The sequence below is a fragment of the Falsirhodobacter sp. 20TX0035 genome (assembly GCF_028307215.1).
Classification (GTDB): domain Bacteria; phylum Pseudomonadota; class Alphaproteobacteria; order Rhodobacterales; family Rhodobacteraceae; genus Falsirhodobacter.
The window spans coordinates 215,971-239,813 of sequence record NZ_JAQMHV010000003.1; the positions used below are offsets into that span (position 1 = coordinate 215,971).

A 23,843-nucleotide genomic window follows, 5' to 3' on the forward strand; every position below is an offset into this window, starting at 1 on the left:
CCCAGCCGCGGTTCGATCTGCGCCAAGCGCCCGCGGGCGGGCACCCGGCGTAAGGTTCAGCGCATCGCGGCGGTCAGCGCCTTCAGGGCCGCCACCGGATCTTCCGCCGACCAGATCTCCTCGCTCAGCCCGAAGAAGTCGGTGTGCGGCGCAAGGGCGCGGATCAGGTCGGGCGTCAGCCCGCCTTCGGCCACGACCGGCACCTCGATCATCTCGGACCACCAGGTGAACAGCTCCAGATCCGCCACCGTGCCGTCGCCCAAGGGCGTGGCGCTGACCGGGCCGAAGGCGACGTAATCGGCGCCCGCCTCGGCCGCCGCCATGCCGTCATGGCGGGTGGTGCCGCAGAAGGCGCCGATGATCGCGTCGGCGCCCAGATCCTTGCGCAGGGCGCGGACGGTCTTGCCGCCATGGGGCAGGTGGACGCCGTCGAGGCCCAGACGCTCCACCATGCCCGCGTGCTTTTCGATCACGATGGCGACGTCGCGGGCGTGGCACACCTCGCGCAGGGTGTCGGCGGCGCGGGACAGGCGATCCTCGTCCCGGATGGCGAAGGCCAGCCGCAGACAGGCGATGTCGGCGCTGTCCAGCACCCGCGCCAGGCGGTCGGGGAACACGTCGGCGTCGAATTCGGGCGGAGTGATGAGATAGATCTGCGGATGCTCGGCGTCGGCCATCTTCGGGCTCCTGTTTCGGGTTTCGTGTCCCATAGCGCAGTTCGGAATGGTTGTCATCACGGCCCGGCGGGCGTAACAGACGCGGCGTCAGACACAGGTGCCCCATGATCCCACCCGCCTTCATCCTCGTGCGCCCGCAGATGGGCGAGAACATCGGCGCCGCCGCGCGGGCCATGCTGAACTTCGGGCTGGACCGGATGCGCATCGTGGACCCGCGGGACGGCTGGCCAAACCCGAAGGCCAACGCCATGGCCTCGGGCGCCGGGCGGGTGCTGGACGGGGCGGGGCTGTTTCCCGACCTGCGCGCGGCGGTGGCCGATTGCGACTACGTCTTCGCCACGACCGCCCGGGGGCGGGAGCTGACGAAGCCCGTGATGACGCCGGAACGGGCCATGATCCACGCTCGCGCCATGGCGGCCGAGGGCAAGAAGATCGGCGTCCTTTTCGGACCCGAACGCGCCGGGCTGGAGAACGAGGACGTGGCGCTGGCCAATGCCATCATCACGGTGCCGGTGAACCCGGACTTCCCCTCGCTGAACCTTGGCCAGTGCGTGCTGCTGACGGCCTATGAATGGCGCCGTCAGGTGGCGGAGGTTCCGGCCGAGGTGGTCCACATGGCCCGCACCGAATTTGCCACGGCGGTCGAGGTGCAGAAGCTGGGCGACCATTTCGAGGAACGGCTGGAGGAGGCAGGCTTCTTCTTTCCGCCGGCCAAGGTCGATGGCATGAAGCTGTCGCTGCGCAACATGTGGAGCCGGCTGAACCTGACCCGCGCCGAGGTGCAGACCTTCCACGGCATGCTGCGCCAGATCGTGCGCAAGCGCGGATAACATCATCGAAATAGTGTGAAATGTTGGGCAGGGGCGGTTGAAGCCCTGCCGGATCGCGGTCATAAACAGGGAAATTTCCTGTTGCAAAGGTGAACCCCCCGGTCATGGCCCCGCCGTCACTGCTTCTTCTGCTGCTTGTTCTTCCCTTCATCAGCGGATTGATCGTTGTGACGATGCAGGCCCGCCGCGCAATCGTGGGTGTTTCGGCCTCGGTCATGGCGTCCGCAGCGGCCTTGGTCGCGCTGTTCTGGCCCGTGGTGCGCGAGGGTGAGATCGTCCGCCACGTGACGTTGTGGCTGCCCCAGCAGGGGATCAATCTGACGCTGCGGCTGGACGGGCTGTCCTTCATCTTCGCGATGATGGTGACGGGGATCGGCTTCCTTGTCGTGATCTACGCCCGCTACTACCTCTCCAGCAAGGAGCCTGTGCCGCGCTTCTTCTCGCTTCTGCTGCTGTTCGCGGGGGCGATGAACGGGATGCTGCTGTCGGGCAACATCGTCGTGATGGTGGTGTTCTGGGAGATGACGAGCCTCGTCTCCTTCCTGCTGATCGGGTTTTGGCGCACCAACGGCGCGGCGCGGGACGGCGCGCGGATGGCGCTGATCATCACCGCGACGGGCGGGCTGTGCCTTCTCGCCTCCATGCTGCTGGTGGGGCATGTGGCGGGCAGCTACGATCTGGACCGGGTTCTGGCCTCGGGCGACAAGCTTCGGGCGCATCCTCTGTACCTGCCGGCGCTTCTGCTGTTCCTGATCGGCTGCTTCACGAAGTCGGCCCAGTTCCCCTTCCACTTCTGGCTGCCCAACGCCATGTCGGCGCCCACGCCGGTGTCGGCCTATCTGCATTCGGCCACCATGGTGAAGATGGGGGTCTTCCTGCTGATCCGCTTCGTGCCGGTCTTCGGCGGGACGGAGATCTGGTTCAACCTCGTGGCCGGGGTGGGTCTGGCCACGCTGGTGATAGGCGCGGTGATCGCGCTGTTCCGGCACGACCTGAAGGGGCTTCTGGCCTATTCCACCATCAGCCATCTGGGCCTGATCACCGCGCTTGTCGGCATCGGCAGCCCCGAGGCGATCGTGGCCGCCATCTTCCACGTGATGAACCACGCGGTCTTCAAGGCGTCGCTGTTCATGGCGGCGGGGATCATCGACCATGAAACGGGCACGCGTGACATCCGCCGACTGTCGGGCCTGCGGCACGCGATGCCGGTCACGGCCGCGCTCGCGGGGGTGGCCTGCGCCGCCATGGCGGGCGTGCCCCTTCTGAACGGCTTCCTGTCGAAAGAGATGTTCTTTGCCGAAACCTTCGCTTGGCACAGCGGATCCGTCTTCGACAATGCGATGCCCTATATTGCGGTGCTGGGCACGGCCTTCTCGGTCGCCTATTCGCTCCGGTTCCTGTTGTCGGTCTTCTTCGGCCCGCCGGCCACCGACCTGCCGAAAGAGGCGCATGAGCCCGTCGCATGGATGCGCCGCCCGGCCGAGATACTGGGCGTGCTGTGCCTTGTCATCGGCATCTTCCCGGCCGTGACCATCGGCCCGGCGTTGGCCGCCGGCGCGCGCGCTGTGCTGGGTGAAGGCGTGCCCGACTATTCACTGGCGCTGTGGCATGGGGTGAACGCCCCGCTGATCATGTCGATCATCGCCATCGTGCTGGGCGCGCTGATCTATGGCCTGTTCCACCGTGCGATCGCCCAAGGACCCGAAGGCCCACCACTTTTGTGGCGCCTGCGCGGGGCGCGGATGTTCGATGCGACGCTGGTGCAGGGCACCTGGCAGATCCCGCGTCGCGCCATCCGCCTGTTCGGCACCGTCCGCCTGCAACCGCAGGTGCGCCTTCTGGTCATCCTCGGGATCCTCGCCGTCGCCAGCGCGCTTTGGGGCAGCAACGCCCTGCGCCCGGTGTGGGAGCTGAGCCCAGTCGATCCCGTCTTCCTTCTGCTGTGGGTGGCGGGCGCTGCCTGCGCCATCGGCGCGGCGTGGTATGCCAAGTATCACCGCTTCGCCGCGCTGACGCTGTTGGGCGGGGCGGGGCTGGTGACCAGCGCCACCTTCGTCTGGTTCTCCGCCCCCGATCTTGCGGTGACCCAGCTGCTGGTGGAGATCGTGACCACGGTCCTGCTGCTTCTGGGCCTGCGCTGGCTGCCCCGCCGCAAGGTGGAGATCGCGGCCGCCGAAGGGCGGAAGGCGAAGATCCGGCGGCGTGTGGATCTGGCGGTGGCGCTGGTCTGTGGCACGGGCGTCGCGGCGCTGTCCTATGCGGTGATGACGATGCCGGCCGGCAACCTCGCCTCCGACTGGTTCTTGGAACATGCCTATGCTGAAGGCGGCGGCACCAACGTGGTGAACGTGATCCTCGTGGACTTCCGCGGCTTCGACACGCTGGGGGAGATGACGGTTCTGGCCATCGTCGGCCTGACGGTCTTCGCCTTGCTGCGCCGCTTCCGCCCGGCCATCGAAAGCAACGAGGTCACGGCCCAGCAGCGTCTGCAGAACGAATATGACGATGCGGCCGACGGCCGGAAGCGGGGCGACACGGTGCGGGACTACCTGATGGTCGCGTCCGTCATCATGCACTGGATGTTTCCGGTCATCATCATGCTGGCGGCGATGCTGTTCTTCCGGGGGCATGACCTGCCGGGCGGCGGTTTTGCGGGCGGCGTGGCGCTGGCCATCGCCTTCCTGCTGCAATACCTCGCCGCCGACGTGACCTGGGTGGAGGATCGGTTGCGCATCCTGCCGGTGCGCTGGATCGCGATCGGGCTCCTGATCTCCACCGCCGTGGGAATGGGGTCGTGGATCTTCGGCTATCCCTTCCTGACGGCGCATTCGCAATACATCCACATCCCGCTGATCGGCGACGTGCCGGCGGCCACGGCGCTTCTGTTCGACGTGGGCGTGTTCGTCCTGGTCGTGGGGGCCGTGGTTCTGATGCAGGTGGCGATCGCCCACCAGTCGCTGCGCTGGTACCGCGCCCGCGAAAAGGCCGAAGGGGAGGAAGGCTGATGGAACTGATCCTGGCCCTTGGCATCGGCGCGCTTGTCGCCTCCGGGACGTGGCTGGTCATGCGGCCGCGCAGCTTTCAGGTGATCATCGGGCTGTGCCTGCTGTCCTATGGCGTGAACCTGTTCATCTTCTCCATGGGGCGGCTGCGGATCGGGGCTGCGGCGATCATGCCCAAGGGCGGCGTGGTGGATCCGTCGCTTTACGCCGATCCTATCCCGCAGGCGCTGGTGCTGACCGCCATCGTCATCAGCTTTGCCACGACGGCGCTGTTTCTTGTGGTGCTTCTGGCGTCGCGCGGATTCATGGGCACGGATCACGTGGACGGAAAGGACCCGAAACGTTGACCCCGCAGCACCTTGTCATCGCCCCCATCCTGATCCCGCTTCTGGCCGGCGCCGCCATGCTTCTGTACGAGGAGCGTCAGCGCCGCGTGAAGTTCGCGATCAGCCTTGGCGCCTGCGTGGCCATGCTGGCCGTCGCGGTCGAACTGCTGATCCGCGCCAAGGCCCCGTCCGGGGGCAGCCTGATCGGGCTGTATCTTCTGGGCGACTGGCCCACGCCCTTCGGGATCAACCTGGTGCTGGACCGGCTGACGGCGCTGATGCTGGTGCTGTCCTCGGTCCTGTCCATCGCGGTGCTGGTCTACGCCTGGGGCGGCTGGCAGGGGCGCGGGCAGCACTTCCACAGCCTGTTCATGTTCCAGATGATGGGCGTCAACGGCGCCTTTCTGACGGGTGACCTGTTCAACCTGTTCGTCTTCTTCGAGATCATGCTGGCCGCGTCCTACGGGCTGCTTCTGCACGGGTCGGGGCCCGAGCGGGTGCGCGCCGGGATGCACTACATCGTCATCAACCTGGTGGCGTCGCTGTTCTTCCTGATCGGCGTGTCGATGATCTACGGCGTCACGGGCACGCTCAACATGGCCGATCTAGCGCGGATGATGCCCGACCTGATCGCGCGCGACCGGGCGATGGTCCAAGCCGCCATGGCGATCCTGGGGCTGGTGTTCCTGGTGAAGGCCGGGATCTGGCCCCTGGGCATGTGGCTGCCCGCGACGTATCAGGCGGCCTCGGCCCCGGCGGCGGCGATGTTCGCGATCCTGACCAAGGTGGGCGTCTATGTCATCCTGCGGGTTGCCTTCCTGAACTTCGCGCCCGGCAGCGGCGCCTCGGCCGGGTTCGGGGCGGAACTGCTGGTCGTGGGCGGGCTTGCCACGATCGCGTTCGGCAGCCTCGGCATCCTCGGGTCGCAGACGATGCCGCGGATGGCGGGATACGCCGTGCTCATCTCCTCGGGGACGATGATCGGCACGGCGGGGCTGGCGCTTCTGGGCGGCGGCTCGGGGATGCTGGCGGGCGCGCTTTACTACATGCTCGGCTCCACCCTCGGGATCGCCGCGCTGTTCCTGCTCGTCGAACTGGTGGATCGGGGGCAAAGCGCCGTCGCCGCCATGCTGGCTTTGTCCGCCGACCTGTTCGGCGCGCCGGAGGATGAGCCGGAAGAGGACCAGACCGGCCTGATCGTGCCCGCCACGATGACGATCCTCGGCCTCAGCTTCGCTGCGCTCGCGGTGCTGCTGGCGGGGCTGCCACCCTTGCCGGGCTTTGTGGGCAAGGTCGTGATGCTGACGGCGATGCTGAAGGGCGGCGTGTCGGGGCAGGCGGTGGCTTGGATCTTCATGGCCGCACTCATCATCTCGGGCCTCGCCACGCTGATCGCGCTGCTGCGCGTGGGGGTGCAGACCTTCTGGGCCGCGGCCGATCAGGACGATCCGAAGGTCCTGGCGGTGGAGATCGCGCCCATCCTGGCCCTTCTGGCGCTGGTGGCCGTGCTGACGTGGCAGGCCCGTCCCGTGATGCGCTACATGGAGGCGACGGCCGCGGCCCTGCACCGGCCCGAGGTCTACATCTCGGGCGTTCTGACGGCCGAACGGACGCAGCACCGGCGGGAGGTCGCGGAATGAGGCGTCTGGTCCCCCACCCGCTGCTGGCCGTGGCGCTGGTTCTGATGTGGCTGATCCTGACGCGCTTCTCGCTCGGCCAGCTGGTCCTGGGAACGGGGGTGGCGCTGGTCGCCTCATGGGCCCTCGGACCGCTGGAGCCGAAGACCATCCGCATCCGGCGTTGGCGTCCGATCCCCGGCCTGCTGGCGGTTCTGGCCGGCGACGTGCTGTGGTCGAACCTCCGGGTCGCGCGGATGATCCTGTCGGGCCGCATTCCGTCCTCGGGCGTGGTGGAGGTGGATCTGGACAGCCGCGACCGGGCGGTGCTGGCGCTTTTGGCCATCATCATCTCGGCCACGCCGGGGACGTCCTGGCTGGGGTGGAACCCGCGCAGCGGCAAAATGCTGCTGCACGTCTTCGACCTGCGCGAGGAGGACGAGTGGAAGACGCTGATCCAGACGCGCTATGAATGCCGCCTGCGGGAGATTTTCGAATGGGAGACCTGATCCTTTCCGTGTCCGTCTTCGTGGCGCAGGGCATGCTGGCCTTCGCCATCCTGTTCGCGGGCCTGCGGGCGCTGCGGGGCCCCCGCGCGCAGGACCGCGTGCTGGCGCTGGACACGATCTATGTGAACGTGCTGCTGCTGCTGGTGCTGTCGGGCATCCGCACCGGCACGGTGTTCTTCTTCGAAGCCACGCTGATCATCGCCGTTCTCAGCTTCGTGGCAACGGTGGCGCTGGCGAAATTCCTCATGCGGGGCGAGGTGATCGAATGACGGGACTTCCCCTTTGGGCGGCCATTCTGGTGTCGGCGCTGGTGCTGGCCGGGGCGGCCATGTCCCTGATCGGGGCCATCGGGCTGTTGCGGCTGCCGAAATTCTACCAACGGCTGCACGCGCCGGGGTTGACCACCAGCTCCGGCTCCATCTGCATCATCCTGGGGTCGATGATCGGGTTTTCGCTGCTGAACGAGCGGCTGGTGCTGCATGAGGCGCTGATCGGCCTGTTCATCATGTGCACCACGCCTGTGACGCTGATGCTTCTGGGCCGCGCCGCGCTGTACCGCGATCGGGCCGAGAACCGGCCCGTGGTGGCGCCCACGGATCCGCTGGCCGTGCCGCCGCGTCAGGACTGAACCACCAGCGCCGCCGATTTCAGGATGGCGTGCACCGGCGTGCCGGGGGCAAGGTCCAGAGCAGTGGCCGAACGGCGGGTGATCCGGGCCAGCAGCAGCTGGTCCCCCCCGCAGGTCAGCCGCACCATCACGGTCGCGCCCTGCGCGTGCAGGTCCAGAACCCGGGCGGGCAGGACGTTCAGGGCGGACAACCCCTCGGGCCGGGCGCGGGCGATGATGACATCCTCGGCCATGATGCGCAGGCGGGCGGGCTGGCCTACCGCCACCGGCAAGGGCAGCACGAGATCCCCCATCGGTGTCGCGATGACGGCCAGCCCGTCCGGGTCCTGCGCGGTGACATCGCCGGACACGACGGCCCCGGCCGCGCGCGGCCCCAGATGCGCGGCCAGAAGCGGGTCGGAAAACACGTCCTCGGGCCGGCCGAACCCGGCCAGCCGACCGTTCGCGATCAGCGCCACGTGGCTGGCCAGCCGGATCACTTCGGCCAGCGAGTGGCTCACATACAGCATCGGGATCGACGCCTCGGCCGCCAGCCGTTCAAGATAGGGCAGGATGTCGTCCTTGCGCGCGGCGTCCAGCGCCGACAACGGCTCATCCAGGATCAGGAGGTCGGGGGCCTGCAGAAGCGCGCGGCCGATGGCGACGCGCTGGCGTTCCCCGCCGGACAGATTGGCCGGGCGGCGCGGCAGCAGGGGCGCGATGTCCAGAAGGTCCGCGATATGGGCAAGGCCGCGGTCGTCCGGCGCACCATAAAGCAGGTTGCGGCGCACGGTCAGGTGCGGGAAAAGCCGTGCCTCCTGAAACACATAGCCGACGCGGCGAAGGTGCGGTGGCGTCCAGGTGCCATCTTCGAACAGGGTTCGGCCGTTCAACCGCACATGGCCCGCATCCGGACGAAGAAGACCGGCCACCGCATTGGCAACGCTTGTCTTTCCCGCGCCGGAAGGACCGAAGAGGGCGGTGACGCCCGGCGGCGCGGTGAAGGCCAGATCCAGATCCGCCGCCGGAAAGCGGTGGCGCAGCGCGACGTCGAGGCTCATGTCAGGCGGGCCTTTCGCAGGCGGGCGGCCAGAACCTCGGACAGAAGGATCGCGCCTACGGCCAGCAGGATGGAGATCATGATCAGCCGGAACGCTTGCGGTTCGGCCCCCGGCACCTGCAGCAGCGAATAGATGGCCGAGGGCAGCGTCTGCGTCTGCCCCGGGATGTTCGACACGAAGGTGATCGTGGCCCCGAACTCGCCCATCGCCTTGGCGAAGGCCAGAACCGCGCCCGCAAGGATGCCCGGCAGCGCCAGCGGCAGTGTCACGGTCAGGAACACCCGGCGGGGCGAGGCCCCAAGCGTGGACGCCGCCGCCTCCAGCCCCGGATCGATCGCCTCGATCGACAGGCGGATCGCGCGGACCATCAGCGGGAAGGCCATCACGGCGGCGGCCAGCGCCGCTCCCGTCCAGTGAAAGGCGAAGACGATGCCGACCTTCTCCAGAAGCGCCCCCACGGGGCCGCGCCGTCCGAAGGTCAGGAGCAGAAGATACCCTGTCACGATGGGCGGCAGGATCAGCGGCAGGTGCACCAGCCCATCCACCAGCGCCTTGCCACGAAACTCCCTTCGCGCCAGAAGATGGGCCACGGCGATCCCGAAGGGCAGGCTGCACAGTGTCGCCACCGCGGAAACCCGCAACGACAACTCCACCGCCTGCCATTCCTGAACCGTCAGCCCGCCCATGTCAGCGAAGGACGTCGAACCCCTGCGCGCGGAAGACGGCGGCCGCCTCGTCCGAGGACAGATGCTTCAGGAAGGCCTCGGCCGCGGGGGTGTCGTGCCCCTTGATCAAGGCGGCGGGGTAGGTGATTGGGTCGTGGCTTCCCGAGGGGAAAGTCAGCACGGCGTCCACGCGGGGTTCGGCCTTGGCGTCCGAGGCGTAGACGATGCCCATATGCGCCTCTCCCGCCGCGACGAGGGCGAGGGCCGCGCGCACGTCGTCCGTCTGGGCGACGCGGGGGGCCAGGGCCTCCCACAGGCCCAGATGGGTCAGGGCCTGCTTGCCGTAAACCCCGGCGGGAACGGAGTCCACCATCGCCATGGCAAGATAGCTTTCGCCCAGCGTCTCGGGAAGCTCCTCTGCCGTGATGGGGGCGCTGCCCTTCGGTCCGATAGCGACCAGCGTGTTGCCCAACAGGTCTTCGCGCGAGGCGCCTGCGACCAAGCCTTCCGTTTCCACCGCCTCCATCCAGTCGGTGGAGGCGGAGATGAAGAGGTTTGCCGGCGCGCCCGCCACGATCTGCTTGGCCAGCGTGGAGGAGCCGGCATAGGACACGGTCACGCTGTCGCCGCTTTCGGGCTGCCATTCGGCCGCGATCTGGTCCAGCGCGGTTTTCAGGCTGGCGGCCGCGAACACGGTCACGGTGTCGGCGTGGGCGGCCGTGGACAGGGCAAGAAAGGCGACGAGGGTCAGGCGGAGCATGGGATATCCTTGGTGGGCGTGCCGGTGATCATGCACCGGCACACCGCAAAGGCAACCCCTTCAGGCCTGCGCGGGCACCGCCATCAGGTCGGGCGCGGGATCGCGGGGCGTGCCCTGCCAGCTGGCCAGGATCCGGTCCTGCATCAGCATGACGGGCGCAGGCTGGATGTCCAGCGGAGTCAGGAACAGGCGCGTGCGGCTGGCGCGAGAGGTCCAGGAGACGACGAACGGTGCCAAGATCATCGGGATCGCGATGGGCAGCAGCCACGGCACGAGGCTGGGCGCCAGGAACCAGGTGGCCGACAGCACGACCAGACCCCACAGCACGATCCACCATGTGCCCGCCCAGCTCTCGGACAAGGGCAGCGTGCCGTCGCCGCGGTTGTTCGTCGGCCAGCCGCCATCGGCGCCGAACACGACCTGAAGCACCGACCGCGTCTGGAACATCATGAAGATCGGTGCGGTGATCGACGAGAACACCAGTTCCACGAGGGTGGAGCGGAAGACGAGGCCCGCGCCCCCGAACTCCTTCGCGCGGCCCGACGTGATGGCGTCGGCCGCCACCAGCAGCTTCGGCAGGAACAAGAGGCCGAAGATGCCGATGGCCAGACCGATGGCCTTCCACGTCTCGTCCGAGGGGAAGATCGGGAAGGGCCAGCCTTCGACCGGGAAGTAGTTGACGGGCGGCGTGAACCACGGCGCGAAGATCGACGCCACGATGAAGCCCAGCCAGAACAGCGGCGAGATGTAGCTGAGGATGCCCTGCACGAAGACGAAGCGGTTCCAGGCCCGCAGGCCGGGCGCGTTCACGATCTTGGAATGCTGCAGGTTGCCCTGGCACCAGCGGCGGTCGCGCTTGGCGTGGTCGACGATGTTTTCGGGGCCTTCCTCGAAGCTGCCTTCCAGATCGTCGTCCAAACGGACCAGCCAGCCCGCGCGGGCCAGAAGGGCGGCCTCCACGTAGTCATGGCTCATGATGTGGCCACCAAAGGGGGGCTTGCCCGGCAGTTCGGGCAGGCCGCAGCTTTCGGCAAAGGCGCGGCAGCGCACGATGGCGTTGTGGCCCCAGAACGGGCCCGTGGCGCCCTGCATCATGGCGAGGCCACGCGCGAAGATGGGCGAATGGAAGCTGGCCGAGAATTGCATTGCCCGCCCGAAGCGGGCCTTGGCGCGCGTCACCTTCGGCAGGGTCTGCAGCAGGCCCAGCTCGGGCTCCGCCTCCATCCGGCGTGCCATCTCCACGATGGTGTCGCCTTCCATCAGGCTGTCGGCGTCCAGGATCAGGGCGAAGTCGTAGGCGCCGCCGGACCGCTGGAAGAAATCCTCGATGTTGCCGGCCTTGCGGCCCTTGTTGCTTTCGCGCCGCCGGTAGAACATCCGGCCTTCGCCTTCGCATTCGTCCAGCAGGCGATGGAACCATAAACGCTCCTGAACGGCCACGTCATCCTTGCGGGTGTCCGACAGGATCGCGAAATGGAAATGCTCGGCATGCCCGGTCGCCTTCAGCGACGCGTCCATCGCGGCGATGCGCGAATAGACCGTCACCGGATCCTCGTTATAAACGGGGACCAGGATGGCGGTCTTCGAACGCAAGCCTTGGAACGGCGGCAGCGGCGGCGGCAGGGCGCGCGACATCAGGCCCAGGACGGCTTGCATGGCCCCCCAGGCCAGCCAGAAGGTGGAGATCAGGATGAACAGCGCGCGGACGATGTCCATCGCGTCCAGCCCGTCCGACCACCCGAACTGCAGGAACAGCATGAACGCGCCCGCGGCGGCCAGCGCGCTGAACGCAAGCCCCAGCGCCCGGGGAAAGAAGGCGCCCCGGTCTTTCGACGTCAGTGCCATGGATCAGGAGCCTGCCTTGACGATGCGGCTGCCGAAGAACCGGCGCCAGACCGGCTGGGATTCGGAGGTCAGAACCTGCTTGGGCATGGCAAGGGGGGCGTCCGGAAGGGCGCCACGCTCGGTCTCGGGCTGTTTGGGTTCGGCGGAACTCATGCGTTCATCCATTGGTAAAGCCACGTCTCCGACAACTTGCGGCCGTAACCCGCAATATGCGCCCCAAGTTCCACGACCTGGCCTTTTGTTCCGCGCACGTCGATCACCAGACGCCACATATTGCTTTCCGGGATACGCACAAGAGCCGAATGCTCCACCTCGCCGTTCTGGACGTTGATCACCGGGTCCAGCTTTGCATCCATGGGCAGGTTAGCAATCACGCCGCCTTGGAAGTCCACCACGAACTTGCGGAAGTTGGCGCTGTTGTCCACGCCCGACACGCCGCCCTGACCCGTGCGGGTTTCGGCCACAAAGGCCAGCGCCGCCTGCGGATCAGGCGACAGGGCGCCCCAGCGCAGCGAATAGGCGAACTCGCGCGCGTCGCCCTTGTTGAAGGCGCCTTCGGGCACCCAGAAGGCGACGATGTTGTCATTGACCTCGGAATCGCTCGGGATCTCCACCAGGCGGACGATGCCCTTGCCCCATTCGCCCATCGGCTCCACGAGGACGGAGGGACGGCGTTCGTAGCGCGCTTCCAGATCCTGGAAGTTCTCGAACTCCCGGTCGCGCTGGAACAGGCCGAAGGACCGCGGGGATTCCTCGCCGAAATAGGATCCGCCCAGACGCGGCGGGTTGTTCAGCGGACGCCAGATCTTGTCGCCCGACCGCCGCTCGATACCCAGACCGTCGGAGTCGTGCACGTTCGGGCGGAAGTCGTCGTAGTTCGCCCGGTTGTTTTCCGAGAACATGTACATGGACGTCAGCGGCGCCACGCCCAGTTGGGCCACATCCTCGCGTGCGAAGATGCGGGCGGTGACCAGCATCACCGTTTCTTCGCCCGGGGTGATGATGAAGCGGTAGGCGCCGGTGACCGAGGGACTGTCCAGCGCGGCATAGACCACCACGGTGTTGGACGCATCCGCCGGCTTTTCCAGATAGAAGCGCGAGAAGCGGGGGAACTCCTCCTGCGTGGGGGAGGCGGTGTTGACCGCGAGGCCCCGCGCCGACATCCCGTAGCTGGTGCCGCGGCCCAAGGCGCGGAAATAGGACGCACCGAGGAAGGCCACCAGTTCATCAAAGACGTCGGGGCGGTTCAGGGGGGTGGACAGGCGGAAGCCGGCCACGCCCGGAAGTTCCAGGTGCGGCTGGAACCGGTCCGTCAGGTTGTTGTAGTATTCGAAGTCGTCGGTGGAGAAGGCCATTTCCGTCGCCGTGTCGCCGGCGACCTGGAACATCTGCACCGGGTCGGAATAAAGCCAGCCCATGTGGAAGGCCGCCACGCGGAACAGGCTGGCCGAGCTGTCGGCCCAGCGGGCGCGGTCGGCGCGGAAGTTGATGTTGCGGTAGTCGTTGTATTGCAGATCGCCCAGCGCACCCGTCGGACGGACCGGCTCCTGATAGGCGGCCGTGGCGGCCTGCCGCATCTCCTCGGTCAGTAGGTCGAAGCTGAAGGGAACGCTGGCCGGTGCCGCCGGCGGGGCGGGTTCCGCCGCAGGCGCGGGCGTGGGGGCCGGGGCGGGCACCGGAGCCTCTGGCGGCGGGGCGTCCTGGGCCAGGACCGGAACCGCCATGAGGGCCGTGCTGGCCACACCAGACGCCAGCAGCGTCCTGCGCGAGAGAGACGAAGGGGTCACGGGCAAATCAGGCTCCAAAATATTCGTGCAACCTCCGGGAGGAGATTCGCTTTGTCCGGTAATATTGCGCGGCACCGGGGGGAAGCAAGAAATGCCTGTTACAATTGCCTCTTTTCGGCGCGATGCTGCCCGAATTACAGGCGAACGTCGTCGGAACAGGCGGGACAAGTCGGTGTCGCAAATCGCGGCGTCTGTCATGAAAGCGTCATAAAAATGACGTAGACCGGTCGCAAGCGCTTGCTAGTGCAGTGCCGAAGGGCCCGCGTTCCGGGTCCGGCTGTTCTTACAGGAGAATTTCATGTCGTTCATCAAGCTGTCTGTCTCCGCCTTGGCGCTTGCCGCTGTTGGCGCCACGGCGTCCCACGCGCAGGATCGTGACACCATTCAGGTCGCCGGTTCCTCGACTGTTCTGCCTTATGCGACCATCGTGGCCGAAGCCTTCGGCGAAAACTTCGAATTCCCGACGCCGGTCGTGCAGTCGGGCGGTTCGGGTGCCGGTCTGGCCCAGTTCTGCGAAGGCGTCGGCTCCAACACGATCGACATCGCCAACGCGTCGCGCCTGATCAAGGACAGCGAGATCAAGACCTGCGCCGACAACGGCGTGACCGACATCATGCACGTGCAGATTGGCTATGACGGCATCGTCTTCGCCTCGGCCGTGGACGGCGAAGAGTTCGCCTTCACCCCCGCCGACTGGTACAAGGCGCTGGCCGCCCAGGTCGTCGTCGACGGCAAGATGGTCGCCAACCCCTACACGACCTGGAACGAAGTGAACCCGGACCTGCCGGAACAGCCGATCCTGGCCTTCATCCCGGGCACCAAGCACGGCACGCGTGAAGTCTTCGAAGAGAAGGTTCTGGCCGCCGGTTGCGAAGAGTCGGGCGCCCTGGAAGAGATGACCGCCCTGTCGGACGCCGACACGGCCGAAGAAGCCTGCGTGGCTGTCCGCACCGACGGCAAGTCGGTCGACATCGACGGCGACTACACCGAGACGCTGGCCCGCATCCAGTCGGACGCCAACGGCATCGGCGTGTTCGGCCTGTCCTTCTACGAAAACAACACGAACGCCCTGCAGGTCGCCACGATGTCCGGCGTGACCCCCACGACCGAGACGATCGCTTCGGGCGAATACCCGGTGTCGCGTCCGCTGCAGTTCTACGTGAAGAAAGCGCACATCGGCGTCGTTCCCGGCCTGAAAGAGTTCGTGACCTTCTTCGTATCCGACGACATGGCCGGCCCGAACGGCCCGCTGGCCGCCTATGGCCTGGTTTCGGACCCGGAACTGGCCGCGACGCAAGCGGCTGTCGAAGCTGAAGAAACCATGTAAGAAGCTTCGGTCAGGATATCCTGCCAAGCCTTCAGGCCCGGTCGAACATTCGGCCGGGCGTTCTTTCAGACGAGAGCCCCAATGTCAGTGTTCTGGATCACGCTCATCGCTATCGCCATCGCCTGTGTCGCGTATGGCGTCGGGCGTCAGAAAGCGCTGTCCTCCTCGCGGGGGGATCCGCGCAAGCTTCACTCGTTGCCGTCGTATTACGGCTGGTACTGTTTCATTTCCTCGATCGTTCCGGCGCTGGCGATTCTGGTGATCTGGCTGTTCGTGCAGCCGATGATCACCACGCAGCGCGTTGATTCGGTCCTGCAACTGCCCGTCGAAGCTTCGGTCGGCGAAAAGCTGGCCGCCAAGCGTGACGTGCAGTCCGTGGCGGTGGCGCTGGATCGCGGCCTGGCCCAGGGGGTCATCGCCGAAAGCGATCTGCCCGCACTGGCCGAAAATCCGTCCTCCCTTCCCGCCACGCTGGCCGAGGCCGACATCTCCCTTCCGGTGGTGGTGACGCCGCAGCTGTTCAACGCGGCGCAGACCTTCCGCGACCTGTCCTCCACGCTGAATACGGGGCTGACGGTGGCCGTCATCCTGTTCGCAGTGATCGGCGCCTTCTTCGGCATCCGTCGCTGCGCCCCCGACTTCCGCGCCCGCAACCTGGTCGAACGGGTGACGATGACGCTACTGATCGCGGCCTCGGTCATCGCCATCCTGACGACCATCGCCATCGTGCTGTCGCTGGTGTTCCAGACGGCCACCTTCTTCGAGCAGTATTCCTGGCGCGACTTCTTCTTCAGCGCCACCTGGTCGCCGGTGTTCCAGGGCAACAGCCAGCTGGGCATTCTGCCGCTGCTGTGGGGCACGCTCTACATCAGCCTGATCGCGCTGCTGGTGGCGGTGCCGATCGGCCTCTTCTCGGCGATCTACCTGTCGGAATACGCGTCGAAAAGCATGCGCGCCGTCGCCAAGCCGCTGATCGAGATTCTGGCCGGCATCCCGACCATCGTCTACGGCCTGTTCGCCCTGATCACGGTGGGCCCCATGCTGCGCGACTGGATCGCCCAGCCGATGGGCCTCGGCTCCTCGGGCAGCTCGGTCATGACGGCGGGTCTGGTCATGGGCATCATGATCATTCCGTTCGTGTCCTCGTTGTCGGACGACATCATCAACGCCGTGCCGCAAAGCCTGCGCGACGGATCCCTGGGCCTTGGCGCCACGCCGTCTGAAACGATCCGTCAGGTCGTGCTGCCGGCGGCGCTTCCGGGCATCGTCGGCGCCATCCTTCTGGCCGCGTCCCGCGCAATTGGTGAGACGATGATCGTGGTGCTGGGGGCAGGGGCCGCCGCCCGCATGGGCCTGAACCCGTTCGAGGCGATGACCACCATCACCGTGAAGATCGTATCGCAGCTGACCGGTGACACGGACTTCAACTCGCCCGAAACGCTGGTCGCCTTCGCCCTTGGCCTGACGCTGTTCGTCATCACGCTGGGTCTGAACATCCTTGCGCTCTACATCGTGCGCAAATATCGGGAGCAATACGAATGACCGATATCTCCGCCCACCCCTCCGGGAAGCGCAAGACGTCGTCCCTTCTGCAACTGGACGCGCGCACGAAACGCCGCAACGCGGCCGAACGGCGCTTCCAGATCTACGGCCTCGTCTGCATCGGCATCGCGATGGTCGCGCTGGTGATGCTGCTGGTCTCCATCTTCTCGGGCGGGGCGTCGGCCTTCCGTCAGACCTTCGCCACGTTCGAGATGACGCTGCCGGCCGAAACGCTGGACCCGGACGGCAACCGCAACCCCGAGGAGATGGCCAAGGTCACTACCATCGGCTACCAGAACGTCCTGCGTCAGGGCCTGGTCACTGCGGTGCGCGGCGCCAACATCGTGCCGGAAGGCATGACGGACGCCGACATCACGGGCATGCTCTCGCCCGAAGCGGCCGCGGACCTGCGCAACCGCGTGCTGAACAACCCGGAGCTTCTGGGCCAGCAGGTGGAGATCGACGCACTGGCCCATGGCCGGATCGACGGCTACTTCAAGGGCCGCGTCACCATGCAAAGCGCAGAACGTGACGCCAACGTCACCCCGCAGCGCCTGCAACTGGCGCAGGCCATGGCCGACAACGGCCTGATGGCGCTGCGCTTCAACTGGGGCTTCGTGACGAAACCCGACGCCTCGGACCAGCGTCCGGAAGCGGCGGGCCTCGGCGTGGCGCTTCTCGGCTCGCTCTACATGATGCTGGTGGTGCTGGTCCTGTCGGTTCCGATCGGGGTCGCGGCCTCCATCTACCTTGAGGAGTTTGCACCGAAGAACCGCTGGACCGACGTGATCGAGGTGAACATCTCCAACCTCGCGGCCGTGCCGTCCATCGTGTTCGGGATCCTGGGCCTCGCGATCTTCATCAACTTCTTCCATCTGCCGCAGTCCGCGTCGATCGTAGGCGGTCTTGTGCTGACGCTGATGACGATCCCGACCATCATCATCTCCACCCGCGCGGCCCTGCGCGCGGTGCCGCCGTCGATCCGCGACGCGGCGCTTGGGGTGGGGGCCAGCCGCATGCAGGCCGTGTTCCACCACGTCCTGCCGCTGGCGATGCCGGGCATCCTGACAGGCACGATCATCGGTCTGGCGCAGGCGCTTGGCGAAACCGCGCCGCTGCTGCTGATCGGCATGGTCGCCTTTGTGCGCGACTATCCGGACGGCCCGCCGGCCGGCCTGTTCGACCCCGCCTCGGCCCTGCCGGTGCAGGTCTACAACTGGACGCAGCGTGCGGACCCGGCCTTCGTGGAACGCTCGTCCGGGGCCATCATCGTGCTGTTGGCCTTCCTTCTTGTGATGAACGCGGTCGCCATCATTCTGCGCCGCAAGTTTGAACGCCGTTGGTGAGGGACCAGATATGAACGACATGAGAATCGCGGAGAGAGACGTGTCCACCAGCGAGACCAAGATCACGGCGCGGGACGTCAACGTCCACTACGGCGCCAGCCACGCGCTGAAGGGGGTCGACGTCGACATCCTGAACGGGCACGTGACGGCGTTCATCGGCCCGTCGGGCTGCGGCAAGTCCACTTTCCTGCGCTGCCTGAACCGCATGAACGACACGATCGCCGCCGCCAAGGTGACGGGCCGGATCGAGCTGGACGGCGAGAACATCTACGACCCCAAGGTCGATCCGGTGCAGCTGCGCGCCAAGGTCGGCATGGTGTTCCAGAAGCCGAACCCGTTCCCGAAGTCGATCTATGACAACGTGTCCTACGGCCCCAAGATCCACGGCCTGACACGGTCGAAGGCGGAGCTGGACGAGGTGGTGGAAACCGCCCTGCGCAAGGCCGCCCTGTGGAACGAGGTGAAGGACCGCTTGCATGCGCCCGGCACCGGCCTGTCGGGCGGCCAGCAGCAGCGTCTGTGCATCGCACGCGCCGTCGCCACCTCGCCCGAGGTGCTGCTGATGGACGAACCCTGCTCGGCCCTCGACCCCATCGCCACGGCGCAGGTGGAGGAGCTGATCGACGAGCTGCGCAGCCAGTTCGCGGTGGTCATCGTCACCCACTCCATGCAGCAGGCGGCCCGGGTCAGCCAGAAGACCGCGTTCTTCCACCTGGGCAACCTAGTCGAATACGGCGAGACGGGGCAGATCTTCCAGAACCCCCGCGACCCGCGCACCGAAAGCTACATCAGCGGCAAGATTGGATAAGCCATGGCCAGCGACCCCCACATCCACTCGGCCTTCGACCGCGATCTTGAAGCGGTTCAGGCGATGATCATGAAAATGGGCGGCATGGTGGAAGCCGCCATCGCCGACGCCGCCCGCGCGCTGGAAACCCGCGACGACGAGCTGGCCGAACAGGTGCGCCGCAACGACCGCGCCATCGACGCCCTGGAAGAACAGGTGAACGCGGAATGCGCGCGCCTGATCGCCCTGCGTGCGCCGATTGCGTCGGACCTGCGGACCGTGCTGACGGTCATCAAGATCGCGGGCAGCCTGGAGCGGTGCGGCGACTTCGCGAAGAACCTCGCGAAGCGGTCGTCGGTCCTGTCGCAGCTGGCGCAGATCCCCGGCGCGTCGCTGGCGATCCGCCGCATGGCCCGCACGGTGGAACTTCAGCTGAAGGACGCGCTGGACGCCTACATCCAGCGCGACGCGACGCTGGCCGCCGACGTGCGCCAGCGCGACGCCGAAGTCGACCAGATGTACAACGCGCTGTTCCGTGAATTCCTGACCCACATGATGGAGGATCCGCGCAACATCACGGCCTGCATGCACCTGCACTTCATCGCCAAGAACATCGAACGCGTGGGCGACCACGCGACGACGATCGCGGAGCAGGTGATCTACCTCGTGACCGGGATGATGCCGGAAGAGGCGCGGATCAAAGCCGACAAGACCGCCTTCGCCGGAGGCGATGAATGAGCGGTGAGCCTGTCGTCCTTCTGGTGGAGGACGAACCCGCGCAGCGCGAGGTTCTCGCCTACAACCTTGAGGCCGAGGGCTTCCGCGTGGTTCAGGCCGGCAACGGGGAAGAGGCGCTGATCCTGGTGGACGAGGTGTCGCCCGACGTGATCGTGCTGGACTGGATGATGCCGAACCTTTCGGGGATCGAGGTCTGCCGCCAGCTGAAGACGCGGGCGGAAACGCGCAGCCTTCCGGTCATCATGCTCTCGGCCCGGTCCGAAGAGGTGGACCGGGTGCGCGGGTTGGAAACCGGTGCCGACGATTACGTGGTGAAGCCCTATTCCGTGGTGGAGCTGATGGCCCGCGTGCGCACGCAACTGCGTCGCGCGCGACCTGCCACCGTGGGCATCGTACTGGAATGGGACGACATCCGCCTCGATTCCGAAACGCACCGCGTGTATCGCTCCGACAAGGTGCTGAAACTGGGCCCGACCGAGTTCCGCCTTCTGACCACCTTCATGGAAAAGCCGGGACGCGTGTTCAGCCGCGAACAGCTTCTGGACCGGGTCTGGGGCCGTGACATCTATGTCGACACCCGGACCGTGGACGTGCATATCGGCCGTCTGCGCAAGGCGTTGTGCGCGCATGGCGGGGACGATCCGCTTCGCACCGTGCGGGGCGCGGGATACGCACTCGGCTGATGGGGGTCGCGAAACGTCCGGCCGGCTGCTAGAATATCCTCAACACGAAGGATGTCGACATGGCTGAACCCCGCACGAACGTTTCCTCCCTCGACCCCGTCTGGCAGCGGATCTGCGAGGAGGCGCAGCAGGCCATCCGGGACGAACCGCTGATCGGCGGGTTCGTCCATGCCAGCCTGCTGCACCACCCTTCGCTGGAACGGGCGCTGGCCTATCGCTTCGCGCTGAAGCTGTCGTCGAACGACATGAGCGAACAGATCCTGCGCGAGATCGCGGAAGAGGCCCATGGCTCCGACCCCGAGATCGTTCAGGCGGCGCGGGCGGACCTGACAGCGGTCTTCGAACGCGATCCGGCCTGCCACCGCTATCTTCAGCCGATCCTGTATTTCAAGGGCTATCAGGCGTTGCAGGCCTATCGCATCGGCCACTGGCTTTGGACGCGCGGGCGCTTCGACCTGTCCTATTTCGTCCAGACCCGCGTGTCCGAGGTGTTCGGCGTCGACATCCACCCGGCCGCCACCGTCGGTCGTGGCGTGATGATCGACCACGCCCATTCCATCGTGATCGGCGAAACGGCCATCGTGGGCAACAACGTGTCCATGCTGCATTCGGTCACGCTCGGCGGCACGGGCAAGGAGGATGGCGACCGCCACCCGAAGATTGAGGATGGGGTGATGATCGGCGCCGGTGCCAAGGTGCTGGGCAACATCACCGTTGGCCATTGCAGCCGGATCGCCGCCGGGTCGGTGGTTCTGCGCGATGTGCCGGCCTGTTCCACGGTGGCGGGCGTGCCGGCCAAGGTGGTGGGGACGGCTGGCTGCGATCAGCCCTCCATCGCGATGGACCAGGTGGTGCAGGACTGAAAACAACAACGGCCGGAGGTGTCCCTCCGGCCGCTTTTCGATCATCGCGCGGGCTTTCAGGCCAGCATCGCGATCGGGTTTTCCAGGTTCTCGACGATGGCCTTCATCAGCTCGGCCCCAAGGGCGCCGTCGATCACGCGGTGGTCGACCGACAGGGTCATCGACATCATCGTCGCCACCGTCAGTTCCCCATCCTTGCCCACGACCGGCTTCTTGATGCCGGCGCCCACGGCCAGGATCGCGGCCTGCGGCGGGCTGATGATCGCGTCGAAATTCTCGATCCCCATCATGCCGAGGTTCGAGATCGAGAAGCTGCCACCTTGGTATTCGTGCGGCGCCAGCTTCTTGTTGCGGGCGCGGGCCGCCAGGTCCTTCATCTCGGCCGACAGGGTCGAGAGGGATTTCTGGTCCGCGTCCTTCAGCACCGGCGTGAACAGCCCGCCTTCGACGGACACGGCCACCGCCACGTCCGACGCCTTCATCCGCAGGATGCGGTCGCCGGCCCAGACGGCGTTGGCGTCCTTCACCTGTTGCAGGGCCAGCGCGCAGGCCTTGATGATGAAGTCGTTCACCGACAGCTTCACGCCGCGGGCTTCCAGCTGCGTGTTCAGCGTCCCGCGGAACTTCATCAGCGCGTCGAGATTCACCTCGCGGCGCAGATAGAAGTGCGGGATCGTCTGCTTGGCTTCCGTCAAGCGGGCGGCGATGACCTTGCGCATTCCGTCCAGCGGCACGTCCTCGAAGCTGCGGCCGTCATACATCTTCTTGACGGCGTCGGCGCTGGAGGTGGCGGAGGCGACGGGCGCCTTCTGCGCTTCGGCCTTGGGAGTTTCCGCCTTGGCGGAGGCAGGCGCTGCGGCCGCGGGCTTCGCCGCTTCGACGTCCGCCTTCACGATGCGGCCATGCGGGCCCGTGCCTTTGACTTGCGACAGGTCCAGCCCCTTGTCCGCCGCGATGCGCCGGGCGAGGGGGGAAGCAAAGACGCGCTGGCCGTCACCCTTGGACGGGGTGCCACCCTTGGGGGCCGAAGCTCCCTCCCTGGTGGGCGCGGGAGAGGTCGTGCCGACCTTGCCCTCGCCCTCGGGCTCCACCTGCTGCTGGCGGCCGACCTTTTCTTCTTCGGCGTCGGCCTTCTGATCTTCGACCGACTGGTTGTCGGCGGAATGGTCGGGACCGGAGGCGGGTTTGGACGCACCGGCGTCCGCCGGAACCTCCTCACCCTCTTCGACCAGGATCGCGATCGGCTGGTTCACCTTCACGCCGGCCGTGCCCTCGGCCACCAGGATCTTGCCCATGGTGCCTTCGTCCACGGCCTCGAACTCCATCGTGGCCTTGTCGGTCTCGATCTCGGCCAGCACCATGCCGGACGTGACCGTGTCGCCTTCCTTCACCAGCCACTTGGCCAGCGTGCCCTCTTCCATCGTCGGGGAAAGGGCGGGCATCAGGATTTCAGTCGCCATTCGTCCCTCCTCAGCGATAGCAGACGGATTTCACGGCCTCGATCACTTCGGCGGTCGTGACCAGCGCCAGCTTTTCGAGGTTTGCCGCATAGGGCATCGGCACGTCCTTGCCGGCCAGGTTGATCACCGGTGCGTCCAGATAGTCGAACGCCTGCTGCATGATCGTGGCCGAGATGTGGTTCCCGATGGAGCCGACGGGGAAGCCTTCCTCCACCGTGACGCAGCGGTTGGTCTTCTTCACCGATTCCAGCACCGTTTCATAGTCGATCGGGCGCAGGGTGCGCAGGTCGATGACCTCCGCCTCGATGCCCTCTTCGGCCAGCTTGTCGGCGGCTTCCAGGGCATAGGTCATCCCGATCCCGAAGGAGACGATGGTGACGTCTTTGCCTTCGCGCCAGATGCGGGCCTTGCCGAACGGGATGGTGAAGTCTTCAAGGTCCGGCACCTCAAAGGAACGACCGTACATGATCTCGTTCTCAAGGAAGATGACCGGGTTCGGGTCGCGGATCGCCTGTTTCAGCAGGCCTTTGGCGTCGGCGGCCGAATAGGGCATCACGACCTTCAGGCCCGGGATCTGGGCATACCAGGCGGCGTAGTCCTGCGAATGCTGCGCGCCCACGCGGGCGGCGGCGCCGTTCGGACCGCGGAACACGATCGGGCAACCCATCTGGCCGCCGGACATGTACAGCGTCTTGGCCGCCGAGTTGATGATCTGGTCGATCGCCTGCATGGCGAAGTTGAAGGTCATGAACTCCACGATCGGGTTCAGGCCGCCCATGGCCGCGCCGACCGCGACACCGGCAAAGCCGTGCTCGGTGATCGGGGTGTCCACGACGCGCTTTGGGCCGAACTCGTCCAGCAGGCCTTGGCTGATCTTGTAGGCGCCCTGGTATTCGCCCACTTCCTCGCCCATCAGGAAGACGCGGTCGTTGCCGCGCATTTCCTCGGCCATGGCCTCGCGCAGGGCTTCCCGCACGGTCATGGTCTTCATCTTCGTGCCCTCGGGCCAGTCGGGCGAACGGTCGCGCTTGCCCGGAACCGGCGCACCGGGGGAGGCGACGACCGGTTCGTCCAGCGCCTTCACGCTGCCGCCCTCGGCCTCGGGCGCCTTCTTCTCCTCGGTCGGCTCCACGGCCTCACCGGAGGCGGCGTTTGCATCCTCGCCTTCCTCGACCAGAACGCAGATCGGCGTGTTCACCTTCACGCCCGACGTGCCCTCGGCCACCAGGATCTTGCCGACGATGCCCTCGTCCACGGCCTCGAACTCCATCGTGGCCTTGTCCGTCTCGATCTCGGCCATGACCTGGCCGGATGTCACGGTGTCGCCTTCCTTCACCAGCCACTTGGCCAGCGTGCCTTCTTCCATGGTCGGCGACAGCGCCGGCATCAGAACTTGCGTTGCCATTGTATCG

The 23,843-nt window shown here is 66.6% G+C and carries 23 protein-coding genes; 14 read left to right on the forward strand and 9 right to left on the reverse strand.

Annotation, left to right across the window (positions count from 1 at the left end; translation table 11 throughout):
- Positions 1-56 precede the first annotated feature (56 nt).
- The gene (locus tag PIJ50_RS06415) at positions 57-677 is read right to left on the reverse strand and encodes a thiamine phosphate synthase (protein WP_271973728.1); all 621 of its coding nucleotides are present in this window, start codon (positions 675-677) and stop codon (positions 57-59) included.
- A gap of 104 nt (positions 678-781) precedes the next feature.
- Between PIJ50_RS06415 and PIJ50_RS06420 the strand changes: the two genes are divergently transcribed.
- The 7 genes from PIJ50_RS06420 (at position 782) to mnhG (ending at position 7,588) form a co-directional block, all read left to right on the forward strand.
- On the forward strand, positions 782-1,507 hold the full coding sequence (locus PIJ50_RS06420; protein ID WP_271973730.1) for an RNA methyltransferase: 726 nt from the start codon (positions 782-784) through the stop codon (positions 1,505-1,507).
- Positions 1,508-1,611: 104 nt separating this feature from the next.
- The gene (locus tag PIJ50_RS06425; protein WP_271973732.1) at positions 1,612-4,512 is read left to right on the forward strand and encodes a monovalent cation/H+ antiporter subunit A; all 2,901 of its coding nucleotides are present in this window, start codon (positions 1,612-1,614) and stop codon (positions 4,510-4,512) included.
- Positions 4,512-4,856, forward strand: coding sequence for a Na+/H+ antiporter subunit C (locus PIJ50_RS06430; RefSeq protein ID WP_271973734.1), 345 nt, complete (start codon positions 4,512-4,514; stop codon positions 4,854-4,856). Before PIJ50_RS06425 ends, PIJ50_RS06430 begins: the two co-directional genes overlap by 1 nt.
- Positions 4,853-6,475 carry a monovalent cation/H+ antiporter subunit D gene (locus PIJ50_RS06435; RefSeq protein WP_271973735.1) on the forward strand — a complete coding sequence of 541 codons (1,623 nt, stop codon included), beginning with the start codon at positions 4,853-4,855 and terminating at the stop codon, positions 6,473-6,475. The genes PIJ50_RS06430 and PIJ50_RS06435 overlap by 4 nt, the downstream gene beginning before the upstream one ends.
- Complete coding sequence (locus PIJ50_RS06440) at positions 6,472-6,960, forward strand: Na+/H+ antiporter subunit E (RefSeq protein ID WP_271973737.1); 489 nt, start codon at positions 6,472-6,474, stop codon at positions 6,958-6,960. Before PIJ50_RS06435 ends, PIJ50_RS06440 begins: the two co-directional genes overlap by 4 nt.
- Complete coding sequence (locus PIJ50_RS06445; RefSeq protein ID WP_271973738.1) at positions 6,948-7,229, forward strand: K+/H+ antiporter subunit F; 282 nt, start codon at positions 6,948-6,950, stop codon at positions 7,227-7,229. Before PIJ50_RS06440 ends, PIJ50_RS06445 begins: the two co-directional genes overlap by 13 nt.
- A complete protein-coding gene (gene mnhG / locus PIJ50_RS06450; protein WP_271973739.1) occupies positions 7,226-7,588 on the forward strand; it encodes a monovalent cation/H(+) antiporter subunit G in 363 nt (120 codons plus the stop codon). The genes PIJ50_RS06445 and mnhG overlap by 4 nt, the downstream gene beginning before the upstream one ends.
- On the opposite strand, the gene modC is transcribed toward mnhG, so the two are convergent.
- The 6 genes from modC to PIJ50_RS06480 are packed head-to-tail and all read right to left on the reverse strand — an operon-like array spanning position 7,579 to position 13,622.
- Positions 7,579-8,628 (reverse strand): molybdenum ABC transporter ATP-binding protein, encoded by a 1,050-nt coding sequence (gene modC, locus PIJ50_RS06455; RefSeq protein WP_271973741.1) that lies wholly within the window; start codon positions 8,626-8,628, stop codon positions 7,579-7,581. The two genes, mnhG and modC, sit on opposite strands and share 10 nt — an antisense overlap.
- Positions 8,625-9,314, reverse strand: coding sequence for a molybdate ABC transporter permease subunit (modB, locus tag PIJ50_RS06460; RefSeq protein ID WP_271973743.1), 690 nt, complete (start codon positions 9,312-9,314; stop codon positions 8,625-8,627). Before modB ends, modC begins: the two co-directional genes overlap by 4 nt.
- Before the next feature lies 1 nt (position 9,315).
- Positions 9,316-10,053: a molybdate ABC transporter substrate-binding protein gene (gene modA, locus PIJ50_RS06465; RefSeq protein ID WP_271973745.1), complete on the reverse strand. Its 738-nt coding sequence runs from the start codon at positions 10,051-10,053 to the stop codon at positions 9,316-9,318.
- Positions 10,054-10,113: 60 nt separating this feature from the next.
- Entirely contained in the window at positions 10,114-11,898 is a 1,785-nt protein-coding gene (gene mdoH, locus PIJ50_RS06470) for a glucans biosynthesis glucosyltransferase MdoH (RefSeq protein ID WP_271973747.1), read from the reverse strand.
- Positions 11,899-11,901: 3 nt separating this feature from the next.
- The gene (locus PIJ50_RS06475) at positions 11,902-12,051 is read right to left on the reverse strand and encodes a hypothetical protein (RefSeq protein ID WP_271973749.1); all 150 of its coding nucleotides are present in this window, start codon (positions 12,049-12,051) and stop codon (positions 11,902-11,904) included.
- Entirely contained in the window at positions 12,048-13,622 is a 1,575-nt protein-coding gene (locus PIJ50_RS06480) for an OpgD/OpgG family glucan biosynthesis protein (protein WP_271973751.1), read from the reverse strand. The genes PIJ50_RS06475 and PIJ50_RS06480 overlap by 4 nt, the downstream gene beginning before the upstream one ends.
- Before the next feature lie 361 nt (positions 13,623-13,983).
- Between PIJ50_RS06480 and PIJ50_RS06485 the strand changes: the two genes are divergently transcribed.
- From PIJ50_RS06485 to cysE, 7 genes are all read left to right on the forward strand, one after another.
- Complete coding sequence (locus tag PIJ50_RS06485) at positions 13,984-15,012, forward strand: PstS family phosphate ABC transporter substrate-binding protein (RefSeq protein ID WP_271973753.1); 1,029 nt, start codon at positions 13,984-13,986, stop codon at positions 15,010-15,012.
- Positions 15,013-15,093: 81 nt separating this feature from the next.
- Positions 15,094-16,554: a phosphate ABC transporter permease subunit PstC gene (pstC, locus tag PIJ50_RS06490; protein WP_271973755.1), complete on the forward strand. Its 1,461-nt coding sequence runs from the start codon at positions 15,094-15,096 to the stop codon at positions 16,552-16,554.
- Entirely contained in the window at positions 16,551-17,900 is a 1,350-nt protein-coding gene (gene pstA, locus PIJ50_RS06495) for a phosphate ABC transporter permease PstA (protein WP_271973757.1), read from the forward strand. The genes pstC and pstA overlap by 4 nt, the downstream gene beginning before the upstream one ends.
- 10 nt (positions 17,901-17,910) lie before the next feature.
- Positions 17,911-18,708: a phosphate ABC transporter ATP-binding protein PstB gene (pstB, locus tag PIJ50_RS06500; protein WP_271973759.1), complete on the forward strand. Its 798-nt coding sequence runs from the start codon at positions 17,911-17,913 to the stop codon at positions 18,706-18,708.
- 3 nt (positions 18,709-18,711) lie between these two features.
- Positions 18,712-19,425, forward strand: coding sequence for a phosphate signaling complex protein PhoU (gene phoU, locus PIJ50_RS06505; RefSeq protein ID WP_271973761.1), 714 nt, complete (start codon positions 18,712-18,714; stop codon positions 19,423-19,425).
- Positions 19,422-20,108, forward strand: coding sequence for a phosphate regulon transcriptional regulator PhoB (gene phoB / locus PIJ50_RS06510; protein ID WP_271973763.1), 687 nt, complete (start codon positions 19,422-19,424; stop codon positions 20,106-20,108). The genes phoU and phoB overlap by 4 nt, the downstream gene beginning before the upstream one ends.
- A gap of 59 nt (positions 20,109-20,167) precedes the next feature.
- Positions 20,168-20,971, forward strand: coding sequence for a serine O-acetyltransferase (cysE, locus tag PIJ50_RS06515; protein ID WP_271973765.1), 804 nt, complete (start codon positions 20,168-20,170; stop codon positions 20,969-20,971).
- 56 nt (positions 20,972-21,027) lie between these two features.
- Here cysE and PIJ50_RS06520 read toward each other — a convergent pair whose 3' ends face one another.
- Both PIJ50_RS06520 and PIJ50_RS06525 read right to left on the reverse strand, forming a co-directional pair.
- Positions 21,028-22,431: a pyruvate dehydrogenase complex dihydrolipoamide acetyltransferase gene (locus tag PIJ50_RS06520; RefSeq protein WP_271973767.1), complete on the reverse strand. Its 1,404-nt coding sequence runs from the start codon at positions 22,429-22,431 to the stop codon at positions 21,028-21,030.
- 10 nt (positions 22,432-22,441) lie between these two features.
- Positions 22,442-23,836, reverse strand: a complete 1,395-nt coding sequence (locus PIJ50_RS06525) for a pyruvate dehydrogenase complex E1 component subunit beta (RefSeq protein WP_271973768.1) — start codon at positions 23,834-23,836, stop codon at positions 22,442-22,444.
- Positions 23,837-23,843 lie beyond the last annotated feature (7 nt).

Coding starts and splice junctions, on each gene's coding strand:
- phoU (WP_271973761.1), top strand. CDS start 18,712: ATGGCCAGCGACCCCCACATCCACTCGGCCTTCGACCGCGATCTTGAA.
- PIJ50_RS06415 (WP_271973728.1), bottom strand. CDS start 677: ATGGCCGACGCCGAGCATCCGCAGATCTATCTCATCACTCCGCCCGAA.
- pstB (WP_271973759.1), top strand. CDS start 17,911: ATGAACGACATGAGAATCGCGGAGAGAGACGTGTCCACCAGCGAGACC.
- phoB (WP_271973763.1), top strand. CDS start 19,422: ATGAGCGGTGAGCCTGTCGTCCTTCTGGTGGAGGACGAACCCGCGCAG.
- PIJ50_RS06485 (WP_271973753.1), top strand. CDS start 13,984: ATGTCGTTCATCAAGCTGTCTGTCTCCGCCTTGGCGCTTGCCGCTGTT.
- PIJ50_RS06525 (WP_271973768.1), bottom strand. CDS start 23,836: ATGGCAACGCAAGTTCTGATGCCGGCGCTGTCGCCGACCATGGAAGAA.
- mnhG (WP_271973739.1), top strand. CDS start 7,226: ATGACGGGACTTCCCCTTTGGGCGGCCATTCTGGTGTCGGCGCTGGTG.
- PIJ50_RS06475 (WP_271973749.1), bottom strand. CDS start 12,051: ATGAGTTCCGCCGAACCCAAACAGCCCGAGACCGAGCGTGGCGCCCTT.
- PIJ50_RS06480 (WP_271973751.1), bottom strand. CDS start 13,622: ATGGCGGTTCCGGTCCTGGCCCAGGACGCCCCGCCGCCAGAGGCTCCG.
- modB (WP_271973743.1), bottom strand. CDS start 9,314: ATGGGCGGGCTGACGGTTCAGGAATGGCAGGCGGTGGAGTTGTCGTTG.
- PIJ50_RS06445 (WP_271973738.1), top strand. CDS start 6,948: ATGGGAGACCTGATCCTTTCCGTGTCCGTCTTCGTGGCGCAGGGCATG.
- PIJ50_RS06420 (WP_271973730.1), top strand. CDS start 782: ATGATCCCACCCGCCTTCATCCTCGTGCGCCCGCAGATGGGCGAGAAC.
- cysE (WP_271973765.1), top strand. CDS start 20,168: ATGGCTGAACCCCGCACGAACGTTTCCTCCCTCGACCCCGTCTGGCAG.
- mdoH (WP_271973747.1), bottom strand. CDS start 11,898: ATGGCACTGACGTCGAAAGACCGGGGCGCCTTCTTTCCCCGGGCGCTG.
- PIJ50_RS06520 (WP_271973767.1), bottom strand. CDS start 22,431: ATGGCGACTGAAATCCTGATGCCCGCCCTTTCCCCGACGATGGAAGAG.
- pstA (WP_271973757.1), top strand. CDS start 16,551: ATGACCGATATCTCCGCCCACCCCTCCGGGAAGCGCAAGACGTCGTCC.
- PIJ50_RS06430 (WP_271973734.1), top strand. CDS start 4,512: ATGGAACTGATCCTGGCCCTTGGCATCGGCGCGCTTGTCGCCTCCGGG.
- PIJ50_RS06440 (WP_271973737.1), top strand. CDS start 6,472: ATGAGGCGTCTGGTCCCCCACCCGCTGCTGGCCGTGGCGCTGGTTCTG.
- pstC (WP_271973755.1), top strand. CDS start 15,094: ATGTCAGTGTTCTGGATCACGCTCATCGCTATCGCCATCGCCTGTGTC.
- modC (WP_271973741.1), bottom strand. CDS start 8,628: ATGAGCCTCGACGTCGCGCTGCGCCACCGCTTTCCGGCGGCGGATCTG.
- modA (WP_271973745.1), bottom strand. CDS start 10,053: ATGCTCCGCCTGACCCTCGTCGCCTTTCTTGCCCTGTCCACGGCCGCC.
- PIJ50_RS06425 (WP_271973732.1), top strand. CDS start 1,612: ATGGCCCCGCCGTCACTGCTTCTTCTGCTGCTTGTTCTTCCCTTCATC.